Genomic DNA, 21,963 nt, shown 5'->3' on the forward strand with positions numbered 1-21,963 from the left:
TGACCGAGGGCGGCCGTCGCCCCCATCGCCTGCGCATGATCCTCATCAGCGGCGGGCTCGCCCTCACCCTCGCCGGGGGCGGAGCGGCGGCGTACAAGTACGGCCTCTTCTCGGACATAGGGGATCCGGTCTCCTTCGGCAAGGTCCAGGAGAAGGCCGGCGCGACCGCCGAGCTGCCGCCCGAGGTGCAGATGCCGACCGGGCCGAAGGCCTCGTTCGTGCGCACCTCCCGGCTGCCCGACGGCACCCAGATCGGCCGCACCACCCTCACCGGCAAAAAATCCGGCTTCACGGGTGACGTGTGGGTGTGGGTGCCCAAGGAGTACGACGACCCGAGGTACGCCAAGAGCGGCTTCCCGGTCCTGATCTCCCTGCCCGGCGGCCGCGGCTACCCCACCAACTACTGGGGTACGGGTCCCGGCCTCGGCCTCCAGCAGGCCGTGAGCGACGGGGCCAAGGCCGGTACCAGCCTGCCCTTCATCCTGATCATGCCGGTGCACAACGCGGACACCAAGCACCACTTCGACGCCTCGGACATCCCCGGCCAGCCCAAGATGGGCACCTGGATGGTCGAAGACATCCCGGATTTCACGAGGGCCAATTTCCGGACCTTCACCTCCCGCGACGGCTGGGCCTTCATGGGCTCCTCCGCGGGCGGATTCGGTGCCTTCAAGCACGTCCTCAAGTACCCCGACCGGTTCAAGGCGGCCATCGCGAGCGGGGTCGACATCGTCCCCGACTCCCCGCTGTGGCAGGGAAACACGCAGGCCATGGACGCCGACAACCCGGAGAAGCTCGCCGCGAAGCTGATCGCGGCGGGCGGTCCGGACGTCTACGTCAACTTCCAGATCGGCACCAAGGAGAGCGGCCGCGACAAGGCCGAGAAGTTCATGAACGACTTCGGGAAGGGCCCCGTGCACACCTCGCTCCAGGTGATCCAGGATGGTGAGCACAACGGAAAGTCGTACGTGCGGGGTATGAGGGAGGGCGCTCTGGCGTGGATCAGCAAGGTGATGAAGGCACCGACACCCGATCCCGGCGTGCGTTGAGCACGGTGGTGAAGGGGGCGTCGGCGGCCGCCGCGGCGGTGTTCGCCGCGGTGTTCGCCGTCGCGTTCATCGAAGCGCCCGGCGAGCGCCCGGTGCTCCCCTTCCCCACCGTCGGAGTACTCATGGCGGGCGGCGAGCACTGGTGCACGGCGAGCGTCGTCGACAGCCCCGGGGGCAATGTCGTCGCCACCGCCGCGCACTGCGTGGCCCCCGCGGGCGAGGACGGGCAGCCGGGCGAGGTGGCTCACGACGGGCTGGCCATCGGCGAGCTCTCCTTCGCCCCGGCCTTCTCCGGCGAGGGCGCCGGCACCCAGCCGCTGGGCGTGTGGAAGGTCAAGTCGATCCACGTGGACGAACGCTGGACGAAATGGGGCGAGGACACCGCCGACTTCGCCTTCCTCACCATCGAGCGGGACGAGGACGGGCGAAGCATCCAGGACGCGGTCGGCGGCGGCGCCGAGGCCCCCAAGCCCGAGTGGACCTCCGGGTACGAGCGGGACGTGACCGTCGTCGGCTACCCGGAGTCCGAGCACAACCCGCAGAACAAGCCCGTCTCCTGCACCACCCAGACCCGGCACGACGAGGACGACCCCGACATGCTCTACATGAGCTGCGCCGGCTTCTGGACGGGGACCAGCGGCAGCCCCTGGATCGCCGACCGGGGCGGGGTGGACCGGGCCGGGCGGCTGATCGGGGTGCTGAGCGGCGGGGACACGGACGTGGACTCCACGGCCGCGCTCTTCGACGAGCACGCGAAGGCCCTGTACGAGCAGGCCACGCGGGGCTGAACGCCCCCGCACCCCCGCACCCCTGCAACCCCGCACCCCTGCACCCCCGCTGCCGTGCGCGCCGTGCCGTGCTGCTTGCGCCGTTGCCGCCGCCGCTGGGCCGCTACTTCTTTCGCTCGGTGCTGACGATCACGCCGACCGCCGCCACGACGATCGCACCGCCGACCAGGATCGGCCAGGTCAGGGCCTCGTCGAGGATCAGCGCGCCCAGCGCCACCGCGACGACCGGATTGACGTACGCGTACGTGGACACCAGCGACAGCGGCGCGGCCTGGAGCAGCCACACGTACGCCGTGAAACCGACCAGCGAGCCGACGACCGTCAGATAGCCGAGGGCCAGCCAGGACGCTGTGGAGATCGCCGCCGGGTCCAGACCGCGCTGCTCGCCCCGCAGCAGGCCGACCGCCACGGCGCCGATTCCGCCCGCGAACATCTGGTAGGCACTGCCCGTGAAGGGGTTGGCCGGCAGTTTCAGCCGCGGAGCCGAGAACGAGCCCACCGACCACAGGACCGAGGCCGCCACGACCAGCAGCACCCCCGACAGCCGCACCTCGCCGCTGAGCCCCGGGCTGGTCAGCACCGCGAGGCCGGTGAGGCCCACCAGCACCCCGGCCAGGGTGCGCAGCGGGGGCCGGTCCCCGCTGCCCGCCCGCAGCACCACCACCCACATCGGCACGGCCGCCACCAGCAGGGCCGCAAGGCCCGACGGAACCGAGGTCTCGGCGAGGACCACCAGGCCGTTCCCGCCGAGGACCAGCAGCAGCCCGACGAGGGCCGCCGAGCCGAGCTGTGCGCGGGTGGCCCGCAGCGCGGCCGGACCGTACCGCAAGGCGACGACGGCGGACAGCAGCAGGCCGGCGGTGATGAACCGGGCTCCGGCGGAGAGGAAGGGCGGCATGGTCTCGACGACGATCCGGATGCCGAGGTAGGTCGAGCCCCAGACGACGTAGACGACGGCGAGGGCGGCCCAGACCGCGCCCGTGATCCGGGCGCGCGCGGTGGCGGCGGGTCCGGCGGCCCTGCCGTCGACCGGTGTTGAGGTGCTCATGCTCGGATCCTAAGGTCGTTGGCCCCTGCAGGCTTTCCGGTATCTCAGCCCTTGAGCAGGTCGTTCAGCTCGCCGTAGGGCAGGGAGTGCGCGAGTGCTCCGTAGGTGCCCTCGGAGAACAGCTCCTCGGCGGCCCGGCGGACCACGGCGTACGCGGCTTCGGCCACCCAGGAGCCGAGGCTGACGCGGGAGACGCCGAGGGCGCCGAAGGCGGAGACGGCCGGGGCGCCCGGACCCAGCAGGATGTTGAGGGGCGCGTCGATGCCCTTGGCGAGCTCGGCCACGGTGGCCGGATCGAGGACACCCGGCACGAACACGCCGCTCGCTCCCGCCCGCAGGTACGCGGCGGCGCGGGCGAGGGTGTCGTCCAGGCGGGTGGCGTCCTCGCCGAAGCCCCGGAGGTAGGTGTCGACGCGGGCGTTGATGTAGAGCGCGACCCCGGCGGCGTCGGCCGCCGCGCGGGCCGCGGCCAGGCGTTCGACCTGCTCGGCGCGGTCGCGGTGACCGTCCTCGATGTTGACGCCGACCGCGCCGGCGGCGATGACCCCGGTCACGGTCTCGCCCACGGCGGCCGGGTCGGCGCCGAAGCCGCCCTCGATGTCGGCGGTGACGGGCACGGACACGGCGTCGACCACGCGGGCGACGAGGTCGAGGGCCCGGTCCCGGGCGAGCGCGTCGCCGTCGGGGGACCCGAGGGACCAGGCGACCCCGGCGCTGGTGGTGGCGACGGCGGGGGCGCCGGCCGCGGCGACGATGCGGGCGCTTGCCACGTCCCAGGCGTTGGCGAGGGCGAGCGGGGCGGCGGGGGTGTGCAGAGCCGCGAACGCCGCGGCCTTGGCGGCGAGATCAACATGGGTGGTCATGGGGTCAGTTCACCAGACCCGGGTGCGTCCGGTCTCGCGGAATTCCGACATGGAGCCCGGGGCGGGCGGGCGGACGGGGCGGGCCTGCGTCGTAGTGCGGGCGCGGGGCCCGCGTCGTGGTGCGGGCGCGGGTACGGGTGCGGGTGCGGGGCGCGGGTCCGGGGCCGGGCCGCCGTCCCCGGACCCGCGCCTCGACCGCCGGCGTCGCCTATCCGCCCGCGCCGCACAGGGGGATCACGGCGGTGCGGCCCTGCAGGGGATCCCCGGGGGCCGACGGGCCCACCGCGGCCCAGCAGGCCGCCGCCGTCGGCTCCACGGAGAGGCCGCGCCGGGCCAGGTCCCGCTGGGCCTCCCGGAGCCGGTCGTCGGGGACGGTCAGGACGGTTCCGCCGGACTTGCGGACCGCTGCCAGGATCTGGCGGGCGCGGGGCGGCGCCGGGATCGCGATCCCTTCGGCCAGGGTCGGCCGCTGTTCCACCGGATCGGCTTCCTCGGCCCCCGCCGCGAAGGCCCGCGCCAGCGGGGACACCGCCTCCGCCTGGACCGCGACCAGGGCCGGCGGCCGGACACCGCGCCGGGCCAGTTCCTCCACGGCCAGGGCGGCCCCGAGCAGCAGGGTGCCGTTGCCCACGGGAACCACCAGGGCCTCGGGGAGCCGGCCGCCCAGTTCCTCCCACACCTCGTACACGTACGTCTTGGTCCCGTGCAGGAAGTACGGGTTGAACACGTGGCTCGCGTAGAAGACCCCCGGAGCGTCCGCCGCCGCCCGGGCCGCCTCCGAGGCTGCCTCGCGGCCACCGGGGACCACCTGGACGGCCGCGCCGTGCGACCGGATCCGCGCCGTCTTCTTCTCCGAGGTGCCCTCGGGTACGTAGATCTCGCAGGCGAGTCCGGCCCGCGCGCAGTAGGCGGCCACCGCCGTCCCGGCGTTGCCGCTGCTGTCCGCCACGACCCGCTGCGGTGCGAGCCGCCGGGCGAGCTCCGCGAGCATCACGGCACCCCGGTCCTTGAAGGAGCGCGTGGGCATCAGGAAGTCGAGCTTGGCGTGGATCCGCTCCGCCAGCGGGACGAGCGGAGTGTGCCCCTCGGCCAGCGACACGGAGAACGCCCCGGGCAGCGGCAGCACGGACCCGTACCGCCACAGCGAGTTCGGTCCGCCGGCCGGTTCCAGTACCGCGGCCGGGTCGGGCGTGAAATCGAGGTCCCAGGGTCCGCCGCAGACCGGACACGCCCACGGCGCGGTCCGGACGTCCGCTCGGGTGCCGTCCTCGGAACAGACGTAGCCGGGGAGTGCGTGTGTCATGTGTGGAACACCTCTGCTCGGTCATGGCCGGTGTACGGCACGGATGTTACGTCGTTGATCACCAATGGGGTCGGTGTCACGCACCGGGGCGCACGAGCCGCGGGCGCGGGCCGGGCCGGGCCCTGCGGCGGGAGCGGGGGCGGCAGCGGGGGCGGGGGCGGCCGACCTGCGGGGCAGCCCGATGCGTACTATTTCGCGCATTCGTTCGCGCCCCCGCGGCGCGTCCCACGATGCCGCCTGCGATGGAGACCGTTCCGTGAGCACCCCGCCGAGTCCTCCTCCAGGACCGGGCCACTCCTGGCCCCCGCCGTCCGCGCCGTTCACGCAGTCCCCGCAGTCCCCACCGTCCCCGCAGTGGGGGTGGGGTCCGCCGCCCGGTTACGGACAGCAGCCGCCGGCGCTCAACGGCTTCGCACTCGCCTCGCTGTTGTCCGGACTGCTGTGCCTCCCGCCGCTCGGCATAGCCTTCGGCATCGCGGCCCTCGTGCAGATCACGAAGCGGGGCGACCGGGGCAGGGCACTGGCGATCGTGGGCCTGGTGGTGTCGGTGGTGATGACCGGCGCGCTGGTCTTCACCGCCGAGCGGGTCCTGAGCGCCGCCGACGACGCGTTCGATCCGCTGAGCGGGTACTCCGACGTCGAGGGCGAGCTCACGGACCTCGGCGAGCTGCGGGCGGGCGACTGCTTCAACGTTCCCGGCGGGGACCTGGTGGACGAGCGGCCCGTGACGTACCGGATCGACTGCGCGCAGGTGCACCACGGCGAGGTCACCGCCGCCAGGGAGCTCCAGGCACCGGTCGTCACCGGGTCACGGGAGGCCGACCGCGCGTCCGAGGACGCGTGCTGGAAGGCCCAGGACGAGTACGCGATGGACACGTGGGCACTGCCCGAGTACGCGGAGATGTTCTACTACGCGCCCTCCCGCCAGTCCTGGAGCCAGGGGGACCGGACGCTGCTCTGCGTGATCGGTACCACCGACGAGGATCGGCGCGGCAGTCTGCGCAAGGACGCCGCCATGCTGAAGCCGGAGCAGTCGGCCTTCCTGCGGGCCGCCAACAGCGCCGAGTTCGTCATGAGCCGGCCGCCCGACGGCGACGTGGAGGACGTGCTGCCGGAGTACCGGACGTGGGCGCGCGAGGTGCACGCGGTGCTGGGCGCCGAGGCGAAGCTCCTGCAGGCCGAAGCCACCCGGCCGGGGCTGGAGAAGGCCGCTCCGGCCCAGCTGGGGGAGATCGAGGCGGCGCGCGCACGGTGGGAGCGCGCCTCGCAGGCCGGCACGCCGGAGGAGTTCGACGGGCAGTGGGACCGGGCGCTGGCCGCGATGTCGCCGGAGACGGAGCGGACGCTGCGCGGCGCGTACGGGCTTTCGACGGTGATTCCGCAGTGGCTGCGGGACAGCCAGGAGGAGCCGGACGACCCGGACGGCGGGGGGCCCTCGTCCGAGTCGGCGTGACCGGTCCCGAGTAACGCAGGGTAACGGGTTTGAGTGACCTGGCTTCATCACTTCGAGTGAAACTCTGGCCCTTGCTTGCGGTCTTCAACCGTCGGTTGCCAGGGTGTAGCTGTCTGTCAACCTGATGGGAGTGGCCAGTGACTTTCGGTGAGCAGCCGGCCTATCTGCGCGTGGCCGGGGATCTGCGACGGAAGATCGTCGACGGTTCTCTGCCCCCGCACGCCCGGCTCCCCTCTCAGGCACGCATCCGCGAGGAATACGGCGTCTCCGACACCGTGGCCCTGGAGGCGCGCAAGGTCCTCATGGCGGAGGGGCTGGTCGAGGGCCGGTCCGGATCCGGCACGTACGTACGGGAACAGCCGGTCCCGCGGCGGGTCGCCCGCGCCGGCTACCGCACGGGCGGCGCATCGACGCCGTTCCGGCAGGAGCAGGCCGACGCCGGGGCGCGCGGCACGTGGGAGTCGAGCAGCGAACAGACGGCCGCCCCCGCGGAGATCGCGAAGCGGCTCGGCATCGATCCGGGCGAGCGCGTGATGCGCACGCGGTACGTCTTCCGCGACGCGGGGGAGGCGATGATGCTGTCGACCTCCTGGGAGCCGCTGGCCGTGACCGGCCGGACCCCGGTGATGCTGCCGGAGGAGGGCCCGCTGGGCGGCTCCGGGGTGGTCGACCGGATGGCCGCGATCGACGTCGTCGTGGACAACGTGGTCGAGGAGGTCGGCGCGCGCCCCGGTCTGGCGGAGGAGAACCTGCTCCTCGGGGGAGTGCCGGGTCACGTGGTGCTGGTGATCGGCCGCACCTACTACGCCTCCGGCCGTGCCGTGGAGACGGCCGACGTGGTGGTTCCGGCGGACCGCTACCGCCTGGCCTACCACCTCCCGGTCCGGTAGCGGCTTCCGCCGCGGTCTGAACCCCCGGGCGCGGGGCGGGGGTTCACGCGCGCCGGGGCGCGACTCACGCGCCCCGGCGGGTTCGGTGCGGCGCACGCGCCCCGACTCCGGCGCCCCGGCTCCCGCCCCCGGCTCCCGTGACCCGGCGGGTTTCGGCGCGATGGTGAGGGCCCGTGCCGCCCCGGCGCCGGGCGTCCCCGGACCGTTCGGTCCGTATGCCGGGACCCGCTCCCCGCGCACCGCGGCCGGGGCCGCGCCGGGCCCGCCGCCGCTTCCTCGGTGCCACCTGCGCGGATCGGGGCCCTGCGGGGGTGCGTCGGCCCCGCCCGGGTCTCCGGTGCGCCCCCTTCGGACCGGCGCGCGCGGCCCACTCGTACGCGTGGCCGGATGCGTACGCCTGCGAGGTATCTCTTCGTAAAAAACCGTATCCGCTCCGTAAAGGTCGGGCGTAAGCTCGGGCATATGCGCAATGCGGTTTCCCGGACAGATGCGTCGGCGGAGGGTGAAACGCGATGAACGACAGCGGTGCGCTGCTTCCGTGGCTGGTCATACGCGAGGACGACAACGGCAACCGCTACCGGGTGGGCCGGTACGCCACCCGGTCCGAGGCCCAGAAGATCGCCGACAGCCTTGAGGACCGAGGGCACAAGCAGCTCTACTGGGTCGAGCGGATCGGTCAGACCGCCACGATGAACTGAGCGTCGCAGCGCCCCGCGACGCTGGCATAGGCTCCGCCCATGACGGTACGAGTGGTCGTGGGCGGAGCCCTTTGTCATGAGGGGCGCCTGCTGGCCGCCCGCCGCAGCGCACCGCCCGAACTCGCCGGCCGCTGGGAGCTGCCGGGCGGGAAGGCCGAACCGGGTGAGTCCGTCCCCGACGCGCTGGTGCGCGAACTGCGCGAGGAGCTCGGCGTGGAGGCCGAGCCGCTGGAGCGGATCCCGGGGGAGTGGCCGCTGCGGCCCGGGCTCGTCCTGCACGTGTGGACCGCCCGGCTGCTCTCCGGGGTGCCCGCGCCGCTGGAGGACCACGACGAGCTGCGCTGGCTCGGGCCCGAGGAGCTGGAGTCGGTGGACTGGCTGGACCAGGACCGCCCCGCCGTCGCCGAGGCGGGCCGCCGGCTGCGCCGGGACGGTGGCGGGGGCGCGTGACGCTCGCGGGATAGGCCGTCTGCGCCACAGTGCGCCGGTGGGCGGGGATCGAGTGGTACGACGCCCCGAATATCGGGTATGTCGCTATTAATCCCTATCTCGTCCCCCTTTCGTCCCCGACGAACCGGACTGGGGTCACTGCTGGCCCGGGAAGTGATCGGCGTGATCGACACAGACGGTGAATGCGCCGAGTGGGCCTTCCCCGCCGAGCCCGGTGCCGTCCGCACCGCCCGCCACGCCGTCCGTGGCGCCCTGCACGACTGGGGCCTGGAGGCCGTCGGCGATGTGACCGTCCTGCTGGTCAGCGAGCTCGTCACGAATTCCCTGCGGTACGCCTCCGGCCCCATCGGAGTCCGCCTGGAACGGCGCAATCCAGCCGTCGGCAGCCCCGCGGGCGGCCCCGCGCTGCTCGTGGAGGTTTCCGATCCGCTTCCGGATCCGCCCCGTGAGCGGGTGGCGAACCACGACGACGAGGGGGGCCGCGGCCTGCACCTGGTCGCCGTCTCCTCGCAGCGCTGGGGGACGCGGCACGGGAAATCGGGCAAGACTGTGTGGTTCGAATTGGCTATTCCTGGTGAGTAACAAGGTGAACGGTGGCGCGTGACCTTTCGGGAACACCACCTGGCGGCAGCCGGGGGGAGGGGCTCGGAGGAGATCGCGCGACATGGCTCGAAATCATCGAGACCGTGCTGTGATCGTGAACGCCGTGCCGTCCGGGGCCGTGGTGCTGAATACTTCGGTCATGGCCGGTCCGGTTGCGGTGAGCTGGAGGGGACGGTCGCGTGAGCGAGATACCTGCGCAGGCACATCAGACCGACGTGCCGCGAGAGACATGGCACGACGCCCTGTGGCACAGCAGTCCGCCTGGCTCGATATATGACTACATAAAGGTTGCCTCCTTCTCGATCGGGCCCGACGGGTTCATCGACCAGTGGAGCCTGCGCGCCGAGGAACTCTTCGGGCTCAGCGCCTCCCAGGCCGTGGGCCGCGACCCGGTCGACGCCTTCATGCCGCCCGAGCTGCGGCCCGACGCGCACCGCAAGGTCGCCGAGATCCTCGACGGCAAGGAATGGACGGGCCTGATCCCCTTCCGTATCCCGGGCGGGAACGGCGCGCACGGCGTGGCCGAGATCTATGTGATGCCCACCCAGACCGAGACCGCCGAGCGGGCCGCGCTGTGTGTCGTCGTCGACGTACGCGCGCTGCGCCGGATCGAATCCGACCTCGCGGCCTCGCAAGCGATATTCGGCCAATCTCCCTTCGGGTTCCTGCTCTTCGGCACGGACCTCACCGTCCAGCGGGCCAACCGCCGGTTCACCACCGTCTTCGGAGGCGCCGCCGAGGAGCACCGCGGCCGGACCGTGCACGACTACCTGCCGGCCCACGAGGCCGACCGGATGACCGAAGCCCTGCGCCGGGTCCTGGACACCGGCGACTCCGTCACCGATCTGCGGATCACCGGTGCCACTCCCCGCAGCCGGGAGAACCGCCACTGGTCCATCAACCTCTACCGCGTCCACGGCGGCAGCGGCCGTCCCATCGGCGTCGCCGGGATCGGCACCGACGTCACCCGCCGCCACCTCGCCGCCCGCGAGGCCGCCGGGGTCCGCCGCAACCTGGCTCTCCTCAACGAGGCCGGGCACCGCATCGGGAACTCCCTCGACCTGGAGACCACCGCCCGCGAACTCCTCGACGTCACCGTCCCCGGCTTCTGCGACCTGGCCGCCGTCGACCTCTACCAGGGCCTGCTGCTCGGCGACGACGACCGGCCCGCCCGGCCGCAGGGCCCGGGCGTGCCCAGCCTGCCCGGGCAGGGCCCGGCCCGGACGCCCTCGGCCGCCCTGCGCCGGGTGGCCTTCGCCTCCGCCGTCTCGGACGCCCCCCTGTCGGGTCCCGGCGCACTGGTCTCCGTAGGGGATGTCCACCGCTATCCGGCCGCGTCACCGGGCGCGCTGGCCCTGCGTACGGCGCGGCCGCGGCTGATCGAGGGCGGGGGACCGGAGGACCTCGTACAGTCCACCCTGGTCGTGCCGATGGTCGCCCACGACACGGTCGTCGGGCTCGCGCAGTTCTCCCGTACCAAGGGAAGCGAACCCTTCGGCGAACGCGACCGGGCGGTGGCCGTGGAACTGGCCGCGCGGGCCGCCGTCTGCATAGACAACGCCCGGCTCTACCGCCGCGAGCACGAGCGGGCGCTGATCCTGCAGCGCAGCCTGCTGCCCCCCGGCGACCCGGAGGCGGCCGGCCTCGACATCGCCTGCCGGTACCTGCCCGGCAACGCGGCCACCGAGGTCGGCGGCGACTGGTTCGACGTCATCGAGCTCCCCGGGCACCGCACCGCCCTGGTCGTCGGCGACGTCATGGGCCGTGGCCTGCGGGCCGCCGTGGCCATGGGAGAACTGCGCACCGCGGTACGGACCCTCGCGCTGCTCGACCTCGAACCGGCGGAGGTGCTGACCGCGCTCGACGAGATCGCCCGCGGCCTCGGCGCCCCCGGCGGCTCCCAGCAGGCCTCCCGGGCGGCCCTGCACTCGCGGGACGCGGACCGCTCCGAGGTGTATCTGGCGACCTGCGTGTACGCCGTCTACGACCCGGTGACACGGCGCTGCACCATCGCCAACGCGGGCCACATGCCGCCCGTGCTGGTCGAACCCCCGGACGAGGCCGGCGTCTCGCGGCCCGCGCTGCTCCTGGAGGTGCCGCCCGGGATGCCACTGGGCGTGGGGGGCGAACCCTTCGAGGAGGTCGAGGTCGACCTGCCGGAGGGAGCCCTGCTGGCCCTCTACACGGACGGGCTCGTGGAATCCCGCGACCATCCCCTGGAGGAGGGGCTGCGCGGACTGCGCGCGGCGCTCGCGGATCCGGTCCGGCCGCTGGAGGACGTCTGCGACCACGTGCTGAACACCCTCGACACCCGGCACGGCGAGGACGACATCGCCCTGCTCATGGCGCGGGTGCAGGGCCTGCCGCTGGACGCGGTCGGCGACTGGCAACTGCCGCGCGAGGCACGCTCGGTGGGCCGGGCCCGCGAACTGGCCCGGGCCAAGCTCCCGGCCTGGGGCCTGGAGGGGCTGCTGGACACGACCGAACTGCTGGTCAGCGAACTCGTCACCAACGCCCTGCGCTACGGGGAGGGCGAGATCCGGCTGCGGCTGCTGCTGGACCGCACCCTGGTGTGCGAGGTCTGGGACGCCAACCTGGTCCAGCCCCGCCGGCGCCGCGCCCGCGACACCGACGAGGGCGGCCGCGGCCTCCAGCTGGTCGGCCTGCTCTCCGCGGGCTGGGGCACGCGCCGCACCCACCGCGGCAAGACGGTCTGGTTCGAACTCCCGCTGCCCGGCGCGGCATCGGAGGCCGTCACCGAACTGTCGGCGGAGCAGCTGCTGAGCATGTACGGGTAACGGGTATCGGGTAACGGGTGGCGGCCGTGCGGGCCGCCGCTGCGGGGCGGGCCGCACGGTCCGGTTCGCGGATGCGGCCCAGCGCTCCGACCGGAGAGGTCCACGGCAGCGCGACGCCCGGACCCGGCCACGCGGCCGGGTGCCGGGCCGGCGCTGCTTTGCGGACACCCTTCAGGCTGCGCGGCCTTGCTTGAGGGCGGCCAGGCGGGCCTCGATCTCCGAGGTCCTGCCCAGGTCGTCCAGGGCTTCGAACTGGGCGTCCAGGGAGGACGCGGCCAGTTCCTGCCGGCCCAGGGCCCTGGCCTCCTCCCGCCGCACCTTGTCCTCGAAGCGCGCCAGGTCGCTCGTCGGGTCCATCACGTCGATGTTCTTCACCGCGTCCAGCATCGTGTTCTGCGCCTGGGCCGTCTTCGCCCGCGCCACCAGCTCGTCACGCTTCGCCTGGAGCTCCGTCAGCTTGTTGCGCATCGCGTCCAGGCCCGACTTGAGCTTCTCGACGACCTCCGTCTGGGCGGCGATCGTCGGTTCCGCCACGGTCGCCTCCTTCTCGGACTGGATCTGCCGGCCCAGTGCCACCTTCGCGAGGTTGTCGAAGGTGTCGGCTTCCGCCGCCGCCCCCGATGCCCGCAGCTCGTCCGCCTTCCGGCTGGCCGCCAGGGCCTTGCCGCCCCATTCGGCGGCCGCGTCCACGTCCTCCTTGTGGTCGGCCTCCAGCATCCGCAGGTTCCCGATCGTCGTCGCGACCGCCTGCTCCGCCTCCGAGATGTTGTTCGTGTAGTCCCGGATCAGCTGGTCCAGCATCTTCTGCGGATCCTCCGCCTGGTCCAGCAGTGCGTTGATGTTGGCCTTGGCGAGCTGGGTGACGCGGCCGAGGATGGTCTGCTTGCTCATGGTGGGTCTCTCCTGGTCAGGGCCGATGTGTGTGCCGTTCAGAAGCGGCCGCCGCCGCCCATACGGCCGCGGGTGCCGCCGCCGCCGAAGGAGCCGGGACCGCTGCCGCTGCCGCCCCCGCCGCCGAAGACCCCGCCCCTGCTCCCGCCGCCGAAGCCCCCGCCGCCCCGCAGGATCTCGCCGAGGATGATCCCGCCCAGCACGGCGCCGCCCTGGCCGCCGCCGGGCCGCCGGCCCGCGTACGGGTCCTGGTACGCGCGTACGTCCTGCTCCGCCAGCTGCTGCGCCTCCCGCGCGAGCGCATCCGCCCGCTGGGCCTCCGCCAGCGCCCCCGTCGGGTCGGCCGCCGTCAGGGACACCGCCCGCTCCAGGTGCCGGCCCGCTTCCGCCAGCCGGGTCCGGGCCTGGCTGCCCACCGCGCCCCGGGTGGTGGTGACGTAGTCCGTCGCCGCGCCGATCGAGCTCCGCGCCGCCAGCATGGCCTGGTCGAGCAGGGCCACCGCCCGCTGCCGCCCCGACTCCCGCTCCCGCGCCCCCGCCAGCGCCTCGTCGAGGGCCGCGTCGGCCTCCTCGATCCGGCGCAGGGCGTCGATCGGGTCGTAGCGGCCGGCCGCCTCCTCCCGGCGTACGTCGGCCAGTACCGCCTCCGCCCGGCCGATCCGCCCGCGCAGGTCCGCCGTCGAGGTGCCCTCCGCGGTGCCGGCGAGCAGCCCGCGGGCGTCCGCGAGGTCGGTGTCCGTCTCGGTCAGCGCGCCCGGCAGCTTCCCGGCCGCCTCCGCCAGCTCCTGGGCGCGCCGCTCGACCGCGTCCACCAGGGTCGCCGCCTGGTCCACCGCGCCCTCGGCGGCCCGTACGTGTACGGCCCCCGTGCCCTTCTCGCCCGCGTCGAGGGCCGCGTGGGCCAGGCCCAGGTTGGTCGCCGCGAACAGCAGCCGGTCCTTGGCCTGTTCGGCGTTGGAGGCAACGGGCGCGGACGCCGAGTCCGCGTACCGCCCGGCCAGCGCGGTCAGGGTCGCCTCGGCGGTGCTCGCGCGCCCGGTCAGGTCGAGATAGCCCTGCTCCACGTTCGCCAACGCCTGCGGGGCGTTCTTCTCCAGGTCCCGCAGCCGGTCGAAGTCCGCCGACTCGGCGTCCAGCCGCCGGTTCGCCTCGGTGCACCGGGCGACGATCTCGTCCAGCATCCGGCGCCGGGTCGCGTCGTCCTCCGGGTAGGCGTCGTCGAGCTGCTGGCGCAGCCGGAAGGCGTGCGTCAGCTCGTCCTTGGCGTATGCCACGGCCGCGATGAACGGGCGGGCCGCCTCCTCGCCGAACTGGGCCGTGGCGAAGCCGAGTTCCTCGACGCTGGTGCGGACCGCGTCGTCGGTCTCCACCAGCAGGGCCTTGGCCCTGGAGTCCAGTTCCGGGAGCGGCAGCCGGTCCGGCGCCCCTTCGGGCCAGCCGGGCCCGGTCGTCGTACCCCGCCCGCCGCCGGCGGCGTCCTTGCGCTTGCGGCGGCTGTACGTGTACGCCGCGAGCGCCCCGGCCGCGCCGACCGCGACCACCGGGAGCACGAGGTCACCGGCCCCGCTCTCGCCGTCCGCCGCGCCGCCGGGGTTCGCCGGGCCGGGGGTGATGGTCGGCACCGGGACGGGCTGACCGCCGAGGACCGCGTTGTAGCCGTTGGCCGCGCCGATGGCGGCGCCCGCCCAGTCGTTCTGCGTCAGGGCGGGCTCGATGGCGGTCTGCGCGACGGTGGCCAGCTGCTGCTCGGTGAGACCGGAGTCGACGTCGGCCGAATAGGCGTACTGGCGGGCACCGGTCGCCACGGCCAGCAGGACGTCGTTCTGGCCGAGGCCGTTGCGCTGTGCGGTGGCGTCGGCCCAGCTCTGGGGGGAGCGCCCGGAGAAGTCCCGTACGTAGGCGACGAAGAGCTGGATCCTGCGGTCGGCGTACAGCTTGTCGAGCGCGGCGGTGACCGCGCCCTTCCGGTCGCCCAGGGCCCCCACGAGGTCGGTGATCTGCCCCTGCTGCGACAGGGTGACGGGATCCTCGGCCCGCGCGGGCGGGGCTCCGGCCACGCCCCAGCCGCCGACCGCGAGCAGCCCGGCCGCCAGGGCGAGCGCGGCCCGTACGAACGTCCTGTGGCGTGGCCTGGTTCTCGGCGGAGTCACAATGGGGAGGGTATGGGGGCTTTCGCGGTGTCGCATTCGGAGGCGTCGTCCGTGACCGGCCGGTGTCCGCCTCGTTGGCAGCCCATGAAGAAGATCGTTTCCGCCGCCGCGCTCGCCGTGGCCGCGCTCGCCCTCGCCACGCCCGCCCACGCCGACAACGACAGCAACTTCGGCGGCGGGGTGAACGCGGCCAACAACTGGAACTTCACCGCGGCCGCCGTCTGCCTCCAGGAGGTGGCCGTGGTCCCCGTGCTCGGCGACTACGTCTCGGACCACGCGAACAACTGCTCGAACGGCAACGTCATCGACCACTCCGGCCGCTGACCCGCTCCGGGCCCGGGCCCCACGAGGGCCCGGGCCCGGCCCGGCCGGCGCCTATCCCCGCCGACGGCCGATCTTGTTCCCCAGCCACACCAGCGGGTCGTACTTGCGGTCCACCGCCCGCTCCTTCAGCGGGATCAGCGCATTGTCGGTGATCTTGATGCCTTCCGGGCAGACCTCCGTGCAGCACTTGGTGATGTTGCAGTAGCCGAGCCCGTGCTCCTCCTGCGCCGTACGTTTGCGGTCCAGGCCCGCCTCCGCCGCCGCGTCCAGCGGGTGCATGTCCAGCTCGGCCACCCGCATCAGGAAGCGCGGACCGGCGAAGGCGCCCTTGTTCTCCTCGTGGTCGCGCACCACGTGACAGGTGTCCTGGCACAGGAAGCACTCGATGCACTTGCGGAACTCCTGCGAGCGCTCCACGTCGATCTGCTGCATCCGGTACTCGCCCGGGGCCACCCCCTGCGGCGGCACGAAGGCCGGGACCTCCCGCGCCTTGGCGTAGTTGAAGGACACGTCCGTCACCAGGTCCCGGACGACCGGGAACGCACGCAGCGGGGTGACCGTGATCGTCTCGGACCGCTCGAAGGTCGACATGCGCGTCATGCACATCAGCCGCGGCCGGCCGTTGACCTCCGCACTGCACGAGCCGCACTTGCCGGCCTTGCAGTTCCAGCGCACCGCCAGGTCCGGGGCCTGGGTGGCCTGCAGCCGGTGGACGATGTCCAGGACCACCTCCCCGTCGTGCACCTCGACGGTGAAGTCCCGCAGTTCCCCGCCCTCCGCGTCGCCCCGCCAGATCCGGAAGCTCGCGTCGTACGTACTCATCCGTACAGCTCCTCTTCGGCGAGGTACTTGGCCAGCTCTTCCTTCTCGAACAGCGCGAGCAGGTCGGGGCGGATCGGCTCGGTGCGGGTGCGTTCCAACGCGATCCGGTCGGCCGCCGGATCCGCCGGCACCGGGTCCACCGGCCGGCACAGCAGGTTCACCGGGCGCCAGCCCCGCTCCATCGACGGGCAGTCCTCCCGGGTGTGCCCGCCCCGGCTCTCCGTGCGCTCCAGGGCCGCCCGGGCCACGCACTCGCTGACCAGCAGCATGTTCCGCAGGTCCAGGGCGAGGTGCCAGCCGGGGTTGAACTGCCGGTGCCCCTCGACCCCGGCCCGGGAGGCCCGGACGCGCAGGGCCGCGAGCTTCTCCAGCGCCTCGGCCATCTCGCCCGCGCGCCGGATGATGCCGACGAGGTCGTTCATGGTCGTCTGCAGTTCCTGGTGCAGCGTGTACGGGTTCTCCGCGCCCTCGGCGGCGTGGAACGGTGCCAGCGCCTCCGTCGCCGCCGCGTCGACCTCCGCCTGGGCGACCGCCGGGCGCGGCGCGGACGTGGCGTACCGCGCCGCGTGCAGCCCGGCCCGCCGTCCGAAGACCAGCAGGTCGGAGAGGGAGTTCCCGCCGAGCCGGTTCGAGCCGTGCATCCCGCCCGCGACCTCCCCGGCCGCGAACAGGCCGGGGACCCCGACGGTGGCGGCGGTGTCGGAGTCCACCGCGATCCCGCCCATCACGTAGTGGCAGGTCGGTCCGACCTCCATCGGCTCCGCCGTGATGTCCACGTCCGCCAGCTCCTTGAACTGGTGGTACATCGACGGGAGCCGCCGCCTGATCTTCTCGGCCGGCATCCTGGTGGACACGTCGAGGAAGACCCCGCCGTGCGGGGAGCCGCGGCCCGCCTTCACCTCGGAGTTGATCGCCCGCGCCACCTCGTCGCGCGGCAGCAGCTCGGGCGGGCGCCGGTTGTGGTCCGGGTCCTCGTACCAGCGGTCGCCCTCCGCCTCCGACTCGGCGTACTTCTCCTTGAAGACGTCGGGCACGTAGTCGAACATGAACCGCTTGCCCTCGGAGTTGCGCAGCACCCCGCCGTCACCGCGCACCGACTCGGTGACGAGGATGCCCTTGACGGAGGGCGGCCAGACCATGCCGGTCGGGTGGAACTGCACGAACTCCATGTTGAGCAACGACGCCCCCGCGAGCAGGGCGAGCGCGTGGCCGTCGCCCGTGTACTCCCAGGAGTTGGAGGTGGTCTTGAACGACTTGCCGATCCCGCCCGTGGCGAGGACCACCGCCGGGGCCTCCAGCACGAAGAAGCGGCCGGACTCGCGCTCGTAGCAGAAGGTCCCCGAGACCCGCTGCTCCGCGGCCGGACCGCTGCCGGACACCGTCTTCAGGACCCGGGTGACCGTGCATTCCTGGAAGACCTTGAGCCGGGCCTCGTAGTCCCCGTACTCCTTGAAGTCCTCCTGCTGGAGCTGGACCATCTTCTGCTGGAGCGTACGGATCAGCTCCAGGCCGGTGCGGTCGCCGACGTGGGCGAGGCGCGGGTACTCGTGTCCGCCGAAGTTGCGCTGGGATATCTTCCCGTCGGGCGTCCGGTCGAAGAGCGCGCCCCAGGTCTCCAGCTCCCAGACCCGGTCCGGGGCCTCCTTCGCGTGGAGTTCCGCCATCCGCCACTGGTTCAGGAACTTGCCCCCGCGCATGGTGTCGCGGAAGTGCACCTGCCAGTTGTCGCCCTCGTTGACGTTGCCCATGGAAGCGGCGATCCCGCCCTCCGCCATCACCGTATGGGCCTTGCCGAACAGGGACTTGCAGATCACGGCCGTACGGGCGCCGCGCTCGCGGGCCTCGATCGCGGCGCGCAGCCCGGCGCCGCCCGCGCCGACCACGACCACGTCCCACTGCTGCCGTTCCACTTGAGCCATGTCAGAAGAACCTCGGATCGGTGAAGGCGCCGCTCGCCAGGAGGTACACGTAGAAGTCGCACAGGGCCACGCTGATCAGCGAGGCCCACGCCAGCTGCATGTGGCGGGCGTTGAGCCGGCTGACCCAGCCCCAGAGCCGGTAGCGCACCGGGTGCTTGGAGAAGTGCTTCAGCCGGCCGCCCATGATGTGCCGGCAGGAGTGGCAGGACAGGGTGTAGGCCCAGATCAGCGCGATGTTGACGAGGAACAGCAGGGTGCCGAGGCCCATGTGGCCCCAGGCGTAGTGCGCGTCGCGGAAGGTCAGCACCGTGTCGTACGTGAGGATGCCCGCGACCGGGACCGCCGCGTAGAAGAAGTACCGGTGCGCGTTCTGCAGGACCAGCGGGAAGCGGGTCTCGCCGGTGTACCTGGTGTGCGGTTCGGCGACGGCGCAGGCGGGCGGTGAGGCCCAGAAGCCCCGGTAGTAGGCCTTGCGGTAGTAGTAGCAGGTCAGCCGGAAGCCGAGCGGGAAGATCAGGATCAGCAGGGCGGGGGAGAGGCCCCACCAGCTGCCGAAGAGCTCCCAGTTGGGCCCGCCCTTCATCGGGACGCAGTTCTCCGCGAGACACGGGGAGTAGAAGGGGGAGACGTACGGGGCCGCGTAGTAGTCGGCGTTCGCGAAGGCCCGCCAGGTCGAGTAGACGATGAAGGCGAACAGCCCGGCCGCGGTGCCGGCGGGGGCCAGCCACCACCGGTCGGTCCGCAGGTGCCGGGCCGTGATGGCGGCCCGTGAGGCGTCGTGGACGCCGCCGGGCCGCTGCTGGGGTCGTTCCGTGCCTGTGGCCAAAGAAGACTCCGGGAGGAGTGACGAGGGGTGCCCGGTCCGGCCCGGCCGCGGACGGCCGGACGGGACGGGGGGAGGGTGGATGCGTGGATGCGTGGACGCGTGGACGTGACGCCTGGTGCTCCGACCGGACTAGGGGGCGCGGCGGTCGCGGGCGCCGAGGCCCTCGTCGTCGGAGTCCGTCCACAGGGAGCTGTCGTAGGGGGTGTCCGGGACCGTCACCATCCGGGACGGGTCAGGACCCGCCGCCGTCGTCGACGGCTTCCCGCGGGCGGCCTGCCGTTCCAGCCGCTCGACCTTGCGCGTCAGCTCGTCCAGGTTGCGCCGTACAGCACTCAGATCGTCTTGCAGGGACATGATTTGCCCTCACTTCCGCCAGGTGCGGTGGCAACGCTCATGTGCGCCTGCGAGTGTCGCGCCTCCCGTCCCCCGTTGTGAAGGGACGTGCAGCGATTGCGGGCGCGCAGGCGTGAACCGTGCGCCCCTCCCCGAACCTCATTCTCATCCCTCTCCCGGGGGAACGCCTCCTGCCCCGCAAGCGGGATTGGTCCGCACGGGTGGGGTTCGCGGCGTGGCGAGAGGCGGCTGCGAGGGGTGCGGCTGAGCGTCTATTTCAGTGGGTTCCGGCAACCGGTGTGATCAGCCCATATACCGCCGAACGTGATCATGCTTCCCCCACGCCCCGCCCCGGAGGTACCACCCATGTCCCAGAGAAGGCGCAGGTCCTTGGCGCTCCTGACCTCGGGAGTCCTCGCACTGCCGCTGCTCACGGGCTGCGGCGCGGGTGACGACGAGGGCGGCCAGGCCGCCGCAGGCCAGGACATCGCCACGACCACCCGCGACAAGGTCGCGGACGGAGGTGTGCTGCGCTGGGCGGTGGACAGCCTCCCGGACACCCTCAACACCTTCCAGGCCGACGCGGACGCCACCACCAACAGGATCGCCGGCGCCGTGCTGCCCCACCTGTTCGTACTGGACGCCAAGGGGCGGCCGGTGGCCAATCCGGACTACCTGGAGAAGGCCGAGGTCATCGAGCGGGAGCCCAAGCAGGTCGTCCAGTACAAGCTGAACCAGAAGGCGGTGTGGAGCGACGGGCGCGAGATCGGCGCCGCCGACTTCGTGGCGCAGTGGCGCGCCCTCAACGGCAAGGACTCGGCGTACTGGACGGCGCGCAACGCCGGCTACGACCGCATCGAGAAGATCGAGAAGGGCAAGACCGACCTGGAGGTCAGGGTCACCTTCAACAAGCCGTACGCCGACTGGCGCTCCCTGTTCACCCCGCTCTACCCCAAGCAGGTCACCGGTACCCCGGACGCCTTCAACGAGGGAGCCCGCGGCGCGCTGAAGGTCACCGCCGGACCCTTCGCGCTCGGCGCGATCGACAAGAAGACCGGTACCGCCGCGCTGACCCGCAACGCCCGCTGGTGGGGCCGGCAGGCCAAGCTGGACTCGCTGGTCCTGACGGCCGTCCCGCGGGCCGAGCGCCCGGCCGCGCTGGCCGCCGGGAAGCTCGACCTGGCGGAGATCGACCGGGCCGGGGCCGACCGGATCGCACTGGCCCGCCGGGACGCAGCCGCCAAGAAGGGTCCGGGCGCGGGCGGCGCACCGGCCCACGGCCCGGGGGCCGCGCTGACCCCGGCGCAGGCCACGCTCTCGTGGGCGACGGCCTTCGGGGCGGACGAGGAGAAGGCGGCGGCGGAGACGGAGAGCCGCGAGAAGCACCTCGCCTCGGTCAAGCGGTACGCGCAGGAGCAGGCGGCGCTGAAGGCCTTCACCGTACGGAAGTCCCTGGAGCCGGCCTACACCCAGCTCGCGATGAACGGGGCCTCCGGCCCGCTGGCGGACGAGCGGGTTCGCCGGGCGGTGGCCCGGGCCCTGGACCGCCAGGCCCTGGCCGAGGTCGTACTGAAGCCGCTCGGCCTGCCCGCGAAGCCGGTCGGCAGCCACCTGGCCCTGGCCGGGCAGCGGGCGTACGCCGACAACAGCGACGCGCTCGGCGGCCAGGACACCCAGGCCGCCCAGGCCCTGTTCGCGGACGCGGGCTGGCGCAAGGGCGGCAAGATCACCGAGCCCGTGGGCGCCAAGGCCGGCCCGGAGAGCGAGCAGCAGGACGACTCGAAGACCCCGTCGGGCCCGGGCACCGGCAACGACGGGCTCTACATCGTCGGCCAGGACGACGGGGCCAACGGCGAACCGCGGCCGGCGACCGCGGCCCGGCCGGAGGCCGCAGCCCCGGCGGCCCAGGACGAGCCCTCCCCGGTGCTCGCCCCGGCGCCCTTCGGAGCCGAGCAGAGGGCGTCCCTGCTCGCCCAGGCGGCCCGCGTCGCCCGGGCCGCCCGGGCGGAGGCCACCGACGACGGCAAGGGCGCCTTGGCCCGCGACGAGGCCGACCCCGCCAAGGCCTCCCCGGCCCCGGCCCCCGCCAAGCAGCCCGTCCGCACCTCCGGCAACATGCTCGCCAAGGACGGCAAGGCGCTCAGCCTGCGCTTCGTCCTCCCGGCGGGCCCCGGCTCGGAGTCCCTGCGTACGGTCGGCGAGCGGATCGCCGGGATGCTCCGCACGGTCGGCGTGAACACCGAGACGATCAAGGTGGCCGACGACAGCTTCTTCAAGGACCACATCGCCTCCGGCCAGTACGACCTGGCCCTGTACTCCTGGCCCGCGACGGCCTACCCGGCCACCGACGCCCGGCCCATCTTCGCCAAGCCGGAGCCGGCCGCGGACGGCTCGCTCCTCGTCGAACAGAACTACACGCGGGTCGGCACCGACCACATCGACCAGCTGTTCGACCAGGCGGTCGGCGAACTGGACGAGGAGCAGTCCCGTGAGCTGATGCGCAAGGCGGACGCCCGGATCTGGGCCGCGGCCGGCTCCATCCCCCTCTTCCAGCGCCCCGAGCTGGTGGCGGTCAAGCCGGGCCTCGCCAACGCCGGCGCCTTCGGCCTCGGCGCCCCCCGCTACCAGGACATCGGCTGGAAGAAGGCTCCGACCGCGAAGGACAAGAAGAAGTAGAGGGGGCGAAGAAGTGGTGACAAAGCGGTGCCTGTCTGGTTGACCGCGGGGTCACAAGCTCAGATGTGACTCAAGTCCC

Annotated in this window: 19 protein-coding genes; 10 read left to right on the forward strand and 9 right to left on the reverse strand. The window is 73.0% G+C overall.

What is annotated here, in order from left to right; translation table 11 throughout:
• Window positions 1-35: 35 nt before the first annotated feature.
• Window positions 36-1,049 carry an alpha/beta hydrolase gene (locus DEJ51_RS21515; RefSeq protein ID WP_190620543.1) on the forward strand — a complete coding sequence of 338 codons (1,014 nt, stop codon included), beginning with the start codon at window positions 36-38 and terminating at the stop codon, window positions 1,047-1,049.
• Window positions 1,050-1,054: 5 nt separating this feature from the next.
• Window positions 1,055-1,837 (forward strand): trypsin-like serine peptidase, encoded by a 783-nt coding sequence (locus DEJ51_RS21520; RefSeq protein WP_223836198.1) that lies wholly within the window; start codon window positions 1,055-1,057, stop codon window positions 1,835-1,837.
• A gap of 103 nt (window positions 1,838-1,940) precedes the next feature.
• On the opposite strand, the gene DEJ51_RS21525 is transcribed toward DEJ51_RS21520, so the two are convergent.
• The 3 genes from DEJ51_RS21525 to DEJ51_RS21535 all read right to left on the reverse strand — a co-directional run bounded on the left by DEJ51_RS21525 (window position 1,941) and on the right by DEJ51_RS21535 (window position 5,051).
• On the reverse strand, window positions 1,941-2,885 hold the full coding sequence (locus tag DEJ51_RS21525) for an EamA family transporter (RefSeq protein WP_150259047.1): 945 nt from the start codon (window positions 2,883-2,885) through the stop codon (window positions 1,941-1,943).
• 44 nt (window positions 2,886-2,929) lie between these two features.
• On the reverse strand, window positions 2,930-3,748 hold the full coding sequence (locus DEJ51_RS21530; protein ID WP_150259048.1) for an isocitrate lyase/phosphoenolpyruvate mutase family protein: 819 nt from the start codon (window positions 3,746-3,748) through the stop codon (window positions 2,930-2,932).
• A gap of 208 nt (window positions 3,749-3,956) precedes the next feature.
• Window positions 3,957-5,051: a pyridoxal-phosphate dependent enzyme gene (locus DEJ51_RS21535; protein WP_150259049.1), complete on the reverse strand. Its 1,095-nt coding sequence runs from the start codon at window positions 5,049-5,051 to the stop codon at window positions 3,957-3,959.
• 256 nt (window positions 5,052-5,307) lie between these two features.
• Here DEJ51_RS21535 and DEJ51_RS21540 point away from each other — a divergent pair, with 256 nt between their 5' ends.
• From DEJ51_RS21540 to DEJ51_RS21565, 6 genes are all read left to right on the forward strand, one after another.
• A complete protein-coding gene (locus DEJ51_RS21540) occupies window positions 5,308-6,504 on the forward strand; it encodes a DUF4190 domain-containing protein (protein ID WP_190620545.1) in 1,197 nt (398 codons plus the stop codon).
• 137 nt (window positions 6,505-6,641) lie between these two features.
• Window positions 6,642-7,394, forward strand: coding sequence for a GntR family transcriptional regulator (locus DEJ51_RS21545; protein WP_150259051.1), 753 nt, complete (start codon window positions 6,642-6,644; stop codon window positions 7,392-7,394).
• 512 nt (window positions 7,395-7,906) lie between these two features.
• Window positions 7,907-8,092 (forward strand): SPOR domain-containing protein, encoded by a 186-nt coding sequence (locus DEJ51_RS21550; RefSeq protein ID WP_150259052.1) that lies wholly within the window; start codon window positions 7,907-7,909, stop codon window positions 8,090-8,092.
• A 39-nt stretch (window positions 8,093-8,131) separates the two neighbouring features.
• Window positions 8,132-8,542 carry a (deoxy)nucleoside triphosphate pyrophosphohydrolase gene (locus DEJ51_RS21555; RefSeq protein ID WP_150259053.1) on the forward strand — a complete coding sequence of 137 codons (411 nt, stop codon included), beginning with the start codon at window positions 8,132-8,134 and terminating at the stop codon, window positions 8,540-8,542.
• 153 nt (window positions 8,543-8,695) lie between these two features.
• A complete protein-coding gene (locus DEJ51_RS21560) occupies window positions 8,696-9,124 on the forward strand; it encodes an ATP-binding protein (protein ID WP_150259054.1) in 429 nt (142 codons plus the stop codon).
• 209 nt (window positions 9,125-9,333) lie between these two features.
• Window positions 9,334-11,943 carry a SpoIIE family protein phosphatase gene (locus DEJ51_RS21565; RefSeq protein WP_190620974.1) on the forward strand — a complete coding sequence of 870 codons (2,610 nt, stop codon included), beginning with the start codon at window positions 9,334-9,336 and terminating at the stop codon, window positions 11,941-11,943.
• Between the two features lie 171 nt (window positions 11,944-12,114).
• Here DEJ51_RS21565 and DEJ51_RS21570 read toward each other — a convergent pair whose 3' ends face one another.
• Both DEJ51_RS21570 and DEJ51_RS21575 read right to left on the reverse strand, forming a co-directional pair.
• Window positions 12,115-12,834: a PspA/IM30 family protein gene (locus DEJ51_RS21570; RefSeq protein WP_150259055.1), complete on the reverse strand. Its 720-nt coding sequence runs from the start codon at window positions 12,832-12,834 to the stop codon at window positions 12,115-12,117.
• 38 nt (window positions 12,835-12,872) lie between these two features.
• Window positions 12,873-14,984 carry a TPM domain-containing protein gene (locus DEJ51_RS21575; protein ID WP_411757335.1) on the reverse strand — a complete coding sequence of 704 codons (2,112 nt, stop codon included), beginning with the start codon at window positions 14,982-14,984 and terminating at the stop codon, window positions 12,873-12,875.
• Between the two features lie 84 nt (window positions 14,985-15,068).
• On the opposite strand from DEJ51_RS21575, the gene DEJ51_RS21580 reads away from it, so the two are divergent.
• Complete coding sequence (locus DEJ51_RS21580; RefSeq protein ID WP_150259057.1) at window positions 15,069-15,308, forward strand: hypothetical protein; 240 nt, start codon at window positions 15,069-15,071, stop codon at window positions 15,306-15,308.
• A 51-nt stretch (window positions 15,309-15,359) separates the two neighbouring features.
• On the opposite strand, the gene DEJ51_RS21585 is transcribed toward DEJ51_RS21580, so the two are convergent.
• The 4 genes from DEJ51_RS21585 to DEJ51_RS21600 all read right to left on the reverse strand — a co-directional run bounded on the left by DEJ51_RS21585 (window position 15,360) and on the right by DEJ51_RS21600 (window position 19,229).
• Window positions 15,360-16,130 carry a succinate dehydrogenase/fumarate reductase iron-sulfur subunit gene (locus DEJ51_RS21585; protein WP_150259058.1) on the reverse strand — a complete coding sequence of 257 codons (771 nt, stop codon included), beginning with the start codon at window positions 16,128-16,130 and terminating at the stop codon, window positions 15,360-15,362.
• A complete protein-coding gene (locus DEJ51_RS21590) occupies window positions 16,127-18,049 on the reverse strand; it encodes a fumarate reductase/succinate dehydrogenase flavoprotein subunit (protein ID WP_150259059.1) in 1,923 nt (640 codons plus the stop codon). Before DEJ51_RS21590 ends, DEJ51_RS21585 begins: the two co-directional genes overlap by 4 nt.
• Window position 18,050: 1 nt before the next feature.
• Entirely contained in the window at window positions 18,051-18,875 is an 825-nt protein-coding gene (locus tag DEJ51_RS21595; RefSeq protein WP_150259060.1) for a hypothetical protein, read from the reverse strand.
• Window positions 18,876-19,004: 129 nt separating this feature from the next.
• Complete coding sequence (locus DEJ51_RS21600; protein ID WP_150259061.1) at window positions 19,005-19,229, reverse strand: hypothetical protein; 225 nt, start codon at window positions 19,227-19,229, stop codon at window positions 19,005-19,007.
• 345 nt (window positions 19,230-19,574) lie between these two features.
• On the opposite strand from DEJ51_RS21600, the gene DEJ51_RS21605 reads away from it, so the two are divergent.
• The gene (locus DEJ51_RS21605; protein WP_223835917.1) at window positions 19,575-21,884 is read left to right on the forward strand and encodes an ABC transporter family substrate-binding protein; all 2,310 of its coding nucleotides are present in this window, start codon (window positions 19,575-19,577) and stop codon (window positions 21,882-21,884) included.
• Window positions 21,885-21,963 lie beyond the last annotated feature (79 nt).

This window comes from Streptomyces venezuelae (assembly GCF_008642275.1).
Taxonomy (GTDB): domain Bacteria; phylum Actinomycetota; class Actinomycetes; order Streptomycetales; family Streptomycetaceae; genus Streptomyces; species Streptomyces venezuelae_E.